Below are 12731 nucleotides of genomic sequence, written 5' to 3'. Positions count from 1 at the left end.
CTAATTATTCGTTACTTTTGTAAAATTTTAATCGTGCGTCTAAAGACTATGCTGAAGAAGAATCTGCCGCTGTTATACACTACCTTATTCATATTAGGAACCCTTCATGCTTGTAATCCTATCGTAGGATCAACCACTGTTGCTAGTGAGAGCAATCAGGATGGGGACATTGTCTTAACCGAGCCGGCCGAAAAGCCGCAACAGGATACCACCTATTTAATGGATAAGTTAGATTCTTTAAATAGAAACCTGCTTGTCTTTCCGCCGCTTGATTCCTTGAATAAAATAGATCCGAAGGTAGCCAAACGTAAATTGCGCGATTCCATCTATCAGGAATTAAATAAAAAGGATAAACATATTTACCTCACTTTTGACGATGGGCCTTTAATAGGTTCTTCAGCCATCGACTCCATTGCCACGGCCAAGAATATCCGTATCAATGCCTTCCTGGTTGGTAAGCACGCGCAAATGAGTAAGCGTTTAAAACGCGATTTCGAGAAATATGCCAACAACCCTTTGGTAGAATGCTATAACCACAGCTATACCCATGCCGGTAACCGTTTCCATGTGTTCTACAGCAATCCGGATTTAGCGCTAGACGATTTTGATAAATGTGAAGAGTCTTTAGCGTTGAAGCATAAAATTGTCCGCATGCCGGGCCGTAACATCTGGATTTTTGATGATGTACGTCGCGTCGATTTGACTAGTGGCAGCCAAACCGCAGATTTGCTTGCCGCCAATGGCTATAGCATCTATGGTTGGGATGTCGAATGGAAAATTCACGGATTAAGTGGTAAACCCGTACAATCTGTAAATGAGGTGTACACCCGTATTAAAAACATGTTGGGCAATAAATCGACCCTAAAAGCGAATAATGTGGTGCTTTTAATGCACGATGATATGTTCCAGAATAAAAAAGGTCAGCAATTATTAGGCAATCTCATCGACAGCTTGAAACAGCATAAAGACTACAAATTCGAATTTATTTCCAGTTATCCGCATAAATACTAGGGAATTAGTAAGTTCTTAATTCGCTAGTTTATCGAATTTTAGTAAATTGATTAAACTTTTTTGCCCTTAACGAAGTTTAATCGATATGACGATTTCTCAGCTTTTTAAGAAAATAACTCCTTTTACCAAGCCCTATAAAAACCTCATCTTTTATACGCTGGTACTCACGGTAATCGGATCTTTTGCTGCTCAGGTAAATGCCTTCATCCTCAAGTATACCGTAGATTCCATCTCCACGTTGCTCGTCGATAAAACCCCGCTCAAGCAGGGCCTACATCTCTTAGGTGTTATATCTGCCGTCTTATTGGCCAAAGAAATCATTTATTCCATTGTGCAGTTCGGGCAGAAGTTCTATGGTGAAAAATTGCGCATCATGATTGCCCGCGATTTTTCCCAAGCCATCGTCAATAAAATCCTGACCTACAAGATGGCCTTTTACACCTCCAGTGTCAATGAATCGGGAAAGCTCCAAACACGGATCGATGCCGGTATCAGTTCGCTTACCCGCTTAGTGCAAAACTTCTTTATCGATATCATGCCGCTCTTTGCCAATGCTATTATTGCTTTGGTATGTATGTTCCTGGCCAACTTCTACGTGGGTTTGGTGGGCTTGTTTATCGTGCCTATTTATTTCTATGTCTCGCAGTTGCAGGCGCAAAAGCTATCCGGCTTCCGCCGCAATATGCGCAAGTATCGCGAGAATAAAAGTAACCAGATCATTAACCTTATCGATTCCATCACTGTAATCAAGTCCTTTGTTCGGGAAGACCTGGAAGCCAAACGCCATCAAGATATTCAGTATGAAATGACGGAAAACCAAATGGCCACGCGCAAAACCAGCTTTTTATTCGATAGCATCAAAAGCTTTATCGAACAGATCGGTGTCGTTATTGTCATTATCCTCACGGCCTATTTTGTGCTGAACGAGCAGATGTCTTTAGGGGCCATCATGTTTCATATCATGTTGTTCAATAACGTGTCGGCGCCCATTCGCCAGTTGCATCGGATTTATGATGAGGTCAACGATGCCTTGATTTATTCCGAAAGCTTTTTCGAAATTCTGGAAGATGAAGGCCAGCAGGAGCCCAGCGGCACCTACAAGCCTACGCATATAAAAGGATTGATTGAGCTTAAAAACGTCAATTTTACTTATCCTAACGGGCATCAGGCTCTTACGGATGTCAGCATGACCATCTGCCCCAACCAAAATACAGCCTTAGTAGGGCTTTCCGGTGCTGGGAAAAGTACGGTCATCAACCTCTTGGATAAATTCTACGAACCAGATTCCGGGCAAATTTTATTAGATGGTGTCGACCTCCGGAAATACGACACAAATTTCCTGCGCGAAAATGTAGGGCTGGTTTTACAGCGCAATCATATTTTTAAGGGAAGTATCGCTGATAATATTCGTTATGGGCAAACGGAGGCCAGTATAGAAGAGGTAATCGAGGCTGCAAAGAAAGCCTATATCCACGAACAGATTATGGAGCTCGCCCAAGGCTATGAGGCCGAAGCCCATCTCTTATCCGGCGGGCAGCAACAGCGAATTGCCATCGCGCGGATGTTCCTGAAAAATCCACCGATTATATTCCTCGATGAACCAACGGCCAACCTCGATGCCATAGCTACCGAGCAGATTAAAAATAGCCTGGACGCCATAAAAATTGGGCGTACGGTTATTATCGTCTCGCATAGCATCTCTCAGATTATCGATGCCGAGCACATATTGGTGATGGAGAAAGGTAGGGTAGTGGAGGATGGAACCCACGAGCAGCTATTTGATCAGCATGGCACCTACCATAAGATCTTCAGCGCCATGGCCAATAGCCTAAATATCCACAAAATCACCGAATCTTTAAAGGATGAGGGCTAAAACTGCAAATTCAGGCCTGTTTTTTGCGTAACTTTACCGAAGCTTAACGAGATTTAGAAAACATGTTTTACCCGGCATTACGCACCTTTGTAAAATTTGGTATGAAATGGTATGTCAAAGATTGGCAAGTTCGCCAATTGGAACATACGCAGCTAGATTTACCCACCATCGTTGTGGCCAATCATCCCAATTCTTTTTTTGATGCCTTGGTCTTGGCGGTTCATTCGCCAAAGGATACCCGCTTTCTCGTCCGGGGTGATATTTTCGAAAAACCTTGGGCAAATTGGTTGTTGCGTAATCTCTTTATGATTCCCATCTACAAGAAATCCGACGATCCTGATTTTGAAGTCCGGAATGCATTTACCTACGATGAATGTGCGAAATGCCTGAAATCTTCCGAGAATATTGTCCTCTTTCCGGAAGGCGTATCGCGAAATTCCCATCAATTACGGCCATTGATGCCCCATGGCTTTGTGGCACTCACCGAAAGGGCTATCCGCATGGATGTTCCTGTGCAGATCCAAGCCTTTGCCTTGGGCTATAATTCCTTTGATAGCATCCCAAAGGCGGTCGCCTTAACCGCCTTAACCCGAATAGATAGCACCGATTATCTGCAGGATGGGCAAGTAGATGGCAAACAACTCTTGCAGCAGGTGCGCCAGGAATTAGAAGCCGCCTTACCTTTAGGGCCGGTACAGCCTAAGCAAGAGCAGGAAGCAGCAAATGCCTGGATGAAAGTTCCTGCCCAATTGGGCTATTATACCCATCATTGGCTTTATAAAATCGTACGGCAGCAGGTTGAAAAGAAAACAAAAGGAACCATCTTTTTTGATTCCCTCTTGTTTGGTACCTTGTTATTCGGCTATCCTATCCTTATTTTTCTATTAAGCCTGATCTTAGGAAACCTGATAGGCTTCTGGACGGGGATAATCTTCTTTTTCCTCATGCCTTTTCTTTCTTATTGTTGGGTGCAATATCAGCCGATAAAGGTAGCGGAAGAAAGCGACGAGCTTAAAGTAAATCAGTTAAATTAAGGCTGCGTCTTCGGTTTTACCCGTAGTTTAGTCCACAGCTTTTTACCGAATTTATAGATCAGGTAGAATACAAACAAGACGATGATGATGGCCAATACCGGAAGGAAGATCGCCAATATACTCATCAGGGTTGACCCTATGGTTTCAACCGTCGCAATCAGCGGGTTGCCAAATCCGGCGGTAGTTCCACTGGAGGCGGCTCGTGTTCCGGCCAAGGCCGAACTAATGGTCGCTGCTGTGCCACCACCCGCAATGAGCGCTAATGACCATTGCGTCCAATCATTTACTTCCGTAAACTGGGCCGCAAATAGCAAGGAGCCGGCAATAGTAGCCAGGGGAACCGAGATGCTATCCAAGGCATTATCTACAAAGGGAATATAATACGCTAATATTTCGATGAGGGTGGCAATAGCCGCCGCAATCAGGGCCGGCAAAGTGCCCAGCCAGGCGAAGCTCTCATTGGCAGGAATCCATCCGAGGTAGGTGCCAAGGCTTAAAAAGAAAATGGGTAAAAATATCCGAAAGCCGGTGGCTGCGGCCAATCCTATACCTACAAAGAGGGATAAAATATAAGGAAGATACTCGGTCATTTGCTGGTTTTATGAAAATCCCGCAAAAACCTCACCAAATATCTTCCTTAGGTATAGCTTGTTAGGGCTTAGGCCTGTCCGGCTTCCAGCTCCATAATTTCTTCGGCCAGCAATTCCCAGTCAGCTTGTAGCTGCTCGTATCTCGCTTTCTCCGAATTATAATTCCGCGTGCAGTCTTGCAATTTCTGCGCGTCAGAATAGATTTCCTCTTTCGCTAAATCCACTTCAAGTCGTTTCACCAAGCCTTCCTGATCGCTTATTTTTTGTTCTAGGCTGCTTAACTCTTTGTTTTTCTTTTGCAGCAAGCGTTGGCTATCCACAGAAGGAGCTACTTGCTTCGGCTTGGGTTCCTCTTTCGGTTTCTTCGCTACTTTTTCCTCCGGTTTTACCACACGTTTGGAGTTCCATTCCTCGTATTCCTGGTAAGTGCCTGGGTATTCCTTTATCTTCCGGTCCTCAATATACCATATCTTGTTGGCCACATGGTCTAAGAAATAACGGTCGTGAGAAACCACAATAAAGGTTCCTTCGTATTGCTGCAGGGCTTGAATTAGGATATTTACAGAAGCCATGTCCAAGTGGTTGGTCGGCTCATCCAGCACTAAGAAGTTCGCATCGGCGGTTAAGGCTTTCGCTAAGGCTACGCGTGATTTCTCTCCTCCAGATAGTACTTTAATTTTCTTGAAGGCATCATCGCCCGTAAACAGGAAACAGCCTAAAATAGAACGTAATTCCGTTTCGGTATGCTTCGGTGCAAAATTAACCAGTTCCTGTAAAATGGAGTTCTCCAGATGCAAGGCCTCCAATTGATGCTGCGCAAAAAAGGTCTGCGATACATTATGTCCTTTCACACTGCTGCCGGAAAACTCCTTATCTGCATCTGCCACAATGCGCAACAGCGTAGATTTTCCCTTTCCGTTGGCTCCAATTAAAGCAATCTTATCGCCTTTTTCGATTAAGCCGTTGGTATTTTCTAAAATCTGCAGATTCGGATAGGCCTTGGATATATTTTCCATGGTGACCACATGCCTGCCGGAAGGTTTCGAAAACTTAAAACTGAAGTTTACTTCCGGGTTGTCGTCGTCTATGGCATCCACCCGTTCCATCCGGTCTAAGGCTTTAATGCGAGATTGAACCATCTTGGCCTTACTCGCTTTCGCCCGGAAACGCTCAATAAGCTTTTCCTCCTGTTTTATTTTGGCTTGCTGATTTTTAAACTGATTGCCTTGAATTTCCTCCCGTAAAGATTTCTCTTCCAAATAGTAGCTGTAATTTCCAGCATATAAGGTTAGTTTTCCTTTGCGCGATTCTACCGTTTTATTGATAATGCGATCTAGGAAATACCTATCGTGCGATACAATCACAATGGCACCTTCAAAGGCTTGCAGGTAATTTTCCAACCATTTAATCGAGGGTAAGTCCAAGTGGTTGGTTGGCTCATCCAGCAACAGAATATCCGGTGTTTGCAATAAAATCCGCGCCAGCATCACCCGCATTCGCCAACCCCCAGAGAAGGTAGCCAATGGTCGCTGCTGCTCATCTTCCGAAAAACCCAGACCCGCCAAAATTTCATGCGCTCTAAATTCTATATTGTAACCATCTAGGGCTTCAAACTCCAATTGCTTATCGCTCAGTTTGTTTAGGATATCATCCGAATAATCGGTTTCCAATTTCTTGAGCAGATTTTCAATCTCGGTATGCAATTGATTCTGCCGCGCGAAGGCTTCCATTGCCACATGAAGGATGCTTTTTTCGGAATGATAGGACAGGAGGTCCTGATTCAAATAGCCGATTTTAATATCCTTAGCCATGGAAATCGTACCGCTGGTTGGCGCATATTCCCCTACGATTATTTTTAATAAGGTTGATTTCCCGGTGCCATTGGCACCTATTAATCCCACCTTATCACCTGGCTTGATATGCCAGTTGGCATCATCGTATAGTGCTCGTGCACCAATCTCAAAAGTTAAATTGTTTATCGATATCATTTCGATGACAAAAGTAATGAATATTTCTGCTTCTTTGGCTACCTTTGCACATATGTATAAGTTAGTTAAACCACTTTTCTTTCAAATGAACCCCGAAAATGCCCACCATAATGTGACGGCAGGGTTAAAATTCTTTACGAAACTTTGGGGCGCCAAGTCAATTCTAAAATCCTTGTACACGCTGGAAGATCCACGCTTGGAGACGAAGGTTTTTGGTTTAACATTTAAAAACCCCGTGGGACTAGCCGCAGGATTTGATAAAAATGCCGACTATATCGAGGAGATGGCAAAACTAGGATTCGGATTTATCGAAATCGGAACCGTAACGCCTAAACCTCAACCCGGTAATGATAAACCCCGGATGTTCCGCCTGATTCAGGATGAAGCCCTCATTAATCGCATGGGCTTTAACAACCAAGGGGCAGATGTGGCGGCAGGCCGCTTAAAACACCTGAAGGATAAAAACGGTGTCATCATCGGTGGTAATATCGGTAAAAATAAGGTAACCCCGAATGAAGATGCAGTGCTCGATTATATCTATTGCTTTAAGGCTTTATTCGATTATGTCGATTACTTCGTAGTGAATGTAAGCTCGCCAAATACACCGGGACTGCGCGATTTACAAGAGAAAGAACCCCTAAAACATATCTTAAATACCTTACAGCAGCTAAACCTCGAAAAGGAAGCGCCAAAGCCTATCTTATTGAAAATAGCTCCCGATCTAACCGACTCGCAGTTAGATGATATTGTAGAAATTGTCATGGATACGAAGATTGCCGGCGTCATTGCTACCAATACAACGATATCGCGTGAAGGCTTATACAGCGACCCGAACCTGGTGAAAGAAACCGGCGGGGTGAGTGGTAAACCTTTGACTAAGCGGTCTACTGAAGTGATTAAGTATTTAGCCGATAAATCAAACCGTGCCTTCCCAATTATTGGGGTAGGTGGGATACATTCGGCGGAGGATGCTTTAGAAAAATTAAGAGCAGGAGCTAGCTTAGTGCAAGTCTATACAGGTTTTATTTACGAAGGACCTGCTTTAGTGGCGAATATTCTAAAAGGTATATTGAAGGATAAGGGATAAGTATTAAATACCCCATATAAACAAAGGTCGATGAAAACTCATCGACCTTTGTTGTTATTATTTAGCCATCTCTTTTTTCAAGATATAATGTTCTTTCAAAGGACCATCGATTGGTTTACCATCCTGATCTAAGGAGAACAACTGGTTTTCACCCACTTTTAATTTCATATTCACTTCCTTACCCATCAAGTGCACCACGCTTCCGTTTTCATGCCACATGAACTTGCCGCTATCTTCCACTTTGGTATCTCTTTCCTGGTATTCTCCGGTATAGGTAAAGGTCAAATCGTTGTTTAACACAATGGTTGTTTTAATTCCCGGACAGTCGGCACAAGGCATAACGCCGGTATAGGTACCTTGCCAGTCTACGGAGTTTTGCGAATTATGCGCCGTATCCATTATTTCTGTTTCGGTTGTGTCGGTAGTTCCGCTAGTAGAATCAGCACCCGCGCCCGGTTTATTGGCGTTAGAGGTACAGGCACTCATGGTAAATAAGGCAGCTAGGGCTGCTATTGAAAATATTTTCATCATTATACGCTTGTTTAATGGTAATAAAACAAAAAATAGGCCAATCCTTCCCAAGGATTGCTTAGGTAAATTTAAACTAAAAATCCAAGAATAGATAACGAATAGTTAATTTTAGTAATTAGTCGAAAATAAATAAGCCTACTTGCTGGAAAGTAGGCTTACAAAAAAAGATAATGAAGAACTTTAGTATTGATCGATGAAATATTGGAGTAGGTCAGTTGTCGTGACTAAACCTACCAGTTCTTCGTTTTCAACGACCGGAATTGAATGAAAGGAATGCAAGGCTAAAATTTCGGCAGCTTCTTTAATGGTGCTGTCCGGTGAAATGCTGACAGGGCTCTTGGCCATTAACTGAGGCACCGTATACATATCATAAACCACCGATTCGATATCGTCAGACTCGTTTACATCGGCATACGATATTTTAAGTAAATCGGAATAGCTGACAACGCCCACCAATTTCTTAGTTTCTACCACCGGTAAATGGCGGATATTATGTTTCTTGAAGAGACGCTCGGCCTCATAAAGGCTATCTTTCGGAGTCAAGGTTACTAAGTCCTTGCTCATGATTTGGGATATTGGCACTCGTTGTTTCATTACATCAACATTTAAAAAGGTTAGTAATTAACCATGCTCAAATATCCATGCAAAAGTTCGGCAATCCTAGGTGAAGGATTATTAAAAAAAATGATTGTCGTCTTAGTTTTTATATTAAATTATTATTAATTTACAAGCTTATGTTTTGCTAGAAACGTAGGAGGGTAGAAGCTGTAAAGAAATGATCTAAGGGTCCTCGGCTTTTCCCCAAGGCTAAATCTTGACCGCAAACAATCGCTTGATGAACATATTGACTGGCCAGCTGACAAGCTTCCAACATTGGATGGCCTAAGGCTAAATAGGATGCCAAAGCCGAAGATAGGGCACAGCCCGTGCCGCGCGTATTTTCACTCGCTATGCGCTGGGAATGAATATAGCTTGTTTCGGCGTCTTTTTGAATTAGCATGGCGGTTAATTGGTCGCCTTCTACATGACCTCCCTTTACCAGCACTGCCGGAATACCTAATTGCCTAACTTCGCTTTCCACCGCCTGCATATCGGCAAGGTTCGTTAATTTTTTCCCTAACATTAAACTCAACTCGTCCAGGTTTGGACAAAGCACGCTGGCAATAGAGAAAATATGTTTTCGGTAAAAAGCATAATCCGCAGCTTTCATTAAGGCATGGCCAGAGGAGGAAACCATAACCGGATCGACAACAATGAACCCCTTATAATCCGCTAGGAAGTCGGCTACTTCCTGCATTTGCTGCTGCTGGGGAAGCAAACCAATTTTTATGCTATCGGGGTAAATATCAGCAAAAACCGCTTCCAATTGCTGCTGAATAGCACCATTCGGAAAATAATGGATATCCTTCACACCCTCTCCATTTTGAATAGACAAGCAGGAAAGCACATGCGTAGCATAACAACCTGTGGCTGCAATGCTCTTCGCATCGGCATAGCTGCCAGCACCCGCCGTCCCATCAAAACCGGCAATACTTAATACCGATTTTACTTTCTTACTCCTGCTGTTCTCTGGGTTGTTTAGCTGTTGAATATCCGTCATCTTTTTCAAAGATAACACATTTTGAGAAAGAGGCGAGCAAGCTTGAGACAGGAAGTAATCCGCAGCGTTGAAAGGCAATTGCAGGAACGTAGTAACGCCCTTTCTCAGCCCTTTGCAAAGGGGATTGATACGGGTGAGAAAGGGGTGAGAAAGGGGAGTGAAAGGGGAGAGGAAAGGGGAAGTGCGGAAGGAAGGGGTAAGGAGAGGTGACATTGTTTTGTCATCGTGCTGTCATCGTACTGTCATCGTGAGGGGGTAAAATGTTTGCAAAATTTATTGGAAGGTGATGACATTAAGTAGCATTGCTTGTTAAGCATTGCTTACAAACTACGGCACGCTTTATATTACGTGCCGGCAAGTATTGTCATCGTGAGCGGAGTCGAACGACTGGTACGTCAGTGCAATCAACTATGCTTACCACTTTTCTTTACAGTGTTTTGCACTTGAGGTGCCAAAGTTTTGACATCGTGAGAGGGTAAAATGGTTGCAAAATTTATTGGAGGGTGATGACATGAAGTTGCATTGCCTGTTAAGCTTTGCTAGCAAACTACGGCACGCTGTGCTAGTAAACTGCGGCCTACTTTGTGCCGCGTTGTGGCTAGGATTCATCGTGAGCTGTCCTCCTGAGCGAAGGCGAACCACGAACGACTGGTACGTCAGTGCAATCAACAATGCTTTGTACCTGTGCTATCATCACTAAAAAAAATAAAACAAAATTAACCTCAACTTCAATTTTATCAAACACATGATGCTTAGCTTGTCTTATCAATAATTTAAGTATGGCAAAGGTGTATTATGTATATATCGTCAAATGTTCTGATAACTCCTATTATATTGGCCTTACCAATAACATACAAGATCGTATATGGCAACATAATTTTGGACATTCCTCAAAATCTTACACTTTTTATAGGCGACCAGTAATTTTAGTTTTTTGTGAAGCATTTTTAGACATAAATCAAGCAATTTCTTTTGAAAAGCAAATCAAAGGATGGACAGTAAAGAAAAAGGAAGTGTTAATAAAAAGGGAATGGGAAAAGTTAAAAGAACTGGCAAAGTGTACTAATATTAGTCATTATTTAAACAAGCCTACAGATAAAAAATAGTGTCAGAGGAAGGTGTAATAGGTGGTAATTAATAATGTTTAATTTGTTAGCGTGCTAATTGCCTGATGAAAGCGTGATGCTGTAGTGTCAAAGTGTTGATAATAAGTGTGGTAAAGCAAAGTTGATTGCACTGACGTACCAGTCGTTCGACTCCGCTCACGATGACAGTACGATGACAAAACGATAACAGCAGGATAACAAGACGATATCACCTCCCTTAAATCCCCCTTATACCTCACCTAGCAATTTCGGTATCCGTAGCACCGTATCCCTATCTTTTTGTTTTTCGGCTTCCGATATTTCTTCCCAGGGCACAAGCGAGGGATGCAGCTTCAGCTGATCATTTCGGGTGGGGCCGTAGTCCCAGCCGTAGAGGTAGCGGTGTGCCATCCAGCGTTTATGTTCAATGATTGCGAGTTCTTCGATTTGCTCCGGGCTAAATTGGATGTTGTTGGGGGTTGTTCCTGCCAAGGGGATGCCGGCCAATAAGAGCTTCACCGGGATATGATCGGCTTGAGTGCGGTTGGCGTCTTTGGCATCTTCGCTGAGGCTGGACCAGTTGCTGGTATAGCGGCTACTTTCGGATGCTTCGCCGGAGATTAGCTTTTGGTAATCGTCGTGGATGGCTTGCGCCAGTTTATCCTGACGTTCGCCGGTGATGAATTCCAGGGTACAGGTCTCTTCCATACCACCGAAGAAGCGGATGCGTTCTTTATCCTGACTTTGCTCCAGCAGGGTTCGTAATCCTTTACCTTCGGCATTCAGGGTATACATCGGGAAACTGCAGGCACTTGTTTTTTGCATGAGCTCCAAGGCATGGTTTAAGTTGGTTTCATCGTCATCAAAGGCATGGATCACTAAAGTAGAATCGTCGGCTTCCAGCAGCTGTTGTTCCTCAATAAGCGGTTGGAAGGCGCCCTGAAAGGGATGGAAACGGATATCACCAATTTTATGTGCCATGGGATAGCGTTCTTCGAAAAGGCAGGCATCCATAGCTGCTTGCGGACTATAGATAGCGATTTGTGGCGCCTGCTGTGGGTGCATATGAAAGATGCGCAGGGCTTGCAACAGCAAGGCCTTGGCGAAGTTGCCAAAACCTATAAAAATGATTTTGTTGAGGTGCCGCTTCTGGTCTTTCTCCAAGTCTAAAAAGAGCTTATGGAAGAAATGACGCGCGACCATTTTATGGATATTGAAAAAATGCAGGGCTATGCTCTTATTGCTAAAGCGCATATCGGCGTTTTTAACCAGCTCGATGAGTCGTGGATTACGTAAATGGATAAAGCAGTGGAGTGGGTTGTCGCAGTTTGATTTTTGGTAGATCTGTTGCACCGATTCCATTACCTCAATCACGGTTTGCTCACTTTCTAAAAAGACAATCAGGTTGCTCGCTCGTTTGATGCCCGCTTCCAGCAAACTGTTTTCGTCTTCCGCATTGCCAATAATCACCTTATGGCCTTGCTTACGTACGGCAGCGATATTGGCATGGTCGGTTTCCTTTTCAATGACAATACCGGTTTGCTGTTTATCGTCTTTTAAGCTTTGCAGCAATTGGCGGCCTTTTTTTGAGAGGCCCACGCTGATGTAATGATTCTTTTTAAAGGAAGCCATCAGCAGGGTATATTGCTCAAAGAATACTTTTTGTACAATTTTGAAAGCTCCAAATAAGAGGATACAGATGGTAAATACTTTGGCTAGTATCAGTTCCCAGGGCACATCGGCTGCTTCCAGGGAGCTTGCCGAAGGGTCGCCCCCGAAGGCTATTTTAATGATGCGGTAAATGCGGTCGGGAAGATAGCGTAAGGTATTGCTCTCGGGATACATTTTGGACAGGCCAACCCAAGAGAGGCCGATTAATATCAGGATAAAGAGAATACCAAGGATACCTTTTTGCCTTCTGTTTAGTTTCAT

11 protein-coding genes are annotated in these 12731 nt (G+C 43.5%); 5 read left to right on the top strand and 6 right to left on the bottom strand.

The features are described 5' to 3' along the window. Nucleotides 1–48 precede the first annotated feature (48 nt). From GQF63_RS00180 to GQF63_RS00170, 3 genes are all read left to right on the top strand, one after another. Nucleotides 49–1011 carry a polysaccharide deacetylase family protein gene (locus tag GQF63_RS00180; RefSeq protein WP_246163170.1) on the top strand — a complete coding sequence of 321 codons (963 nt, stop codon included), beginning with the start codon at nt 49–51 and terminating at the stop codon, nt 1009–1011. A gap of 85 nt (nt 1012–1096) precedes the next feature. Further along, complete coding sequence (locus GQF63_RS00175) at nt 1097–2884, top strand: ABC transporter ATP-binding protein (RefSeq protein WP_160367084.1); 1788 nt, start codon at nt 1097–1099, stop codon at nt 2882–2884. Nucleotides 2885–2946: 62 nt separating this feature from the next. Beyond that, nucleotides 2947–3918, top strand: coding sequence for a 1-acyl-sn-glycerol-3-phosphate acyltransferase (locus GQF63_RS00170; RefSeq protein WP_160367083.1), 972 nt, complete (start codon nt 2947–2949; stop codon nt 3916–3918). Here GQF63_RS00170 and GQF63_RS00165 read toward each other — a convergent pair. Together GQF63_RS00165 and GQF63_RS00160 are read right to left on the bottom strand one after the other, a co-directional pair. Then, nucleotides 3915–4508 carry a DUF4126 domain-containing protein gene (locus GQF63_RS00165; protein WP_160367082.1) on the bottom strand — a complete coding sequence of 198 codons (594 nt, stop codon included), beginning with the start codon at nt 4506–4508 and terminating at the stop codon, nt 3915–3917. The two genes, GQF63_RS00170 and GQF63_RS00165, sit on opposite strands and share 4 nt — an antisense overlap. 68 nt (nt 4509–4576) lie before the next feature. Next, a complete protein-coding gene (locus GQF63_RS00160) occupies nt 4577–6496 on the bottom strand; it encodes an ABC-F family ATP-binding cassette domain-containing protein (RefSeq protein ID WP_160367081.1) in 1920 nt (639 codons plus the stop codon). Nucleotides 6497–6548: 52 nt separating this feature from the next. On the opposite strand from GQF63_RS00160, the gene GQF63_RS00155 reads away from it, so the two are divergent. Next, the gene (locus tag GQF63_RS00155; protein WP_160367080.1) at nt 6549–7583 is read left to right on the top strand and encodes a quinone-dependent dihydroorotate dehydrogenase; all 1035 of its coding nucleotides are present in this window, start codon (nt 6549–6551) and stop codon (nt 7581–7583) included. A gap of 57 nt (nt 7584–7640) precedes the next feature. Here GQF63_RS00155 and GQF63_RS00150 read toward each other — a convergent pair whose 3' ends face one another. From GQF63_RS00150 to thiD, 3 genes are all read right to left on the bottom strand, one after another. Then, nucleotides 7641–8114 (bottom strand): copper resistance protein NlpE, encoded by a 474-nt coding sequence (locus tag GQF63_RS00150; RefSeq protein ID WP_160367079.1) that lies wholly within the window; start codon nt 8112–8114, stop codon nt 7641–7643. Nucleotides 8115–8294: 180 nt separating this feature from the next. Then, nucleotides 8295–8678, bottom strand: a complete 384-nt coding sequence (locus GQF63_RS00145; RefSeq protein ID WP_212592410.1) for a CBS domain-containing protein — start codon at nt 8676–8678, stop codon at nt 8295–8297. Nucleotides 8679–8856: 178 nt separating this feature from the next. Further along, nucleotides 8857–9927 (bottom strand): bifunctional hydroxymethylpyrimidine kinase/phosphomethylpyrimidine kinase, encoded by a 1071-nt coding sequence (gene thiD, locus GQF63_RS00140; RefSeq protein ID WP_160367077.1) that lies wholly within the window; start codon nt 9925–9927, stop codon nt 8857–8859. 566 nt (nt 9928–10493) lie between these two features. On the opposite strand from thiD, the gene GQF63_RS00135 reads away from it, so the two are divergent. Next, a complete protein-coding gene (locus GQF63_RS00135; protein ID WP_160367076.1) occupies nt 10494–10820 on the top strand; it encodes a GIY-YIG nuclease family protein in 327 nt (108 codons plus the stop codon). 228 nt (nt 10821–11048) lie between these two features. On the opposite strand, the gene GQF63_RS00130 is transcribed toward GQF63_RS00135, so the two are convergent. Next, complete coding sequence (locus tag GQF63_RS00130) at nt 11049–12731, bottom strand: NAD-binding protein (protein WP_160367075.1); 1683 nt, start codon at nt 12729–12731, stop codon at nt 11049–11051.

The organism is Sphingobacterium humi, assembly GCF_009768885.1.
Taxonomy (GTDB): Bacteria; Bacteroidota; Bacteroidia; order Sphingobacteriales; family Sphingobacteriaceae; genus Sphingobacterium; species Sphingobacterium humi.
Note: the sequence above shows the minus strand (reverse complement) of the source record. Positions and strands in the feature narration are given on the sequence as shown.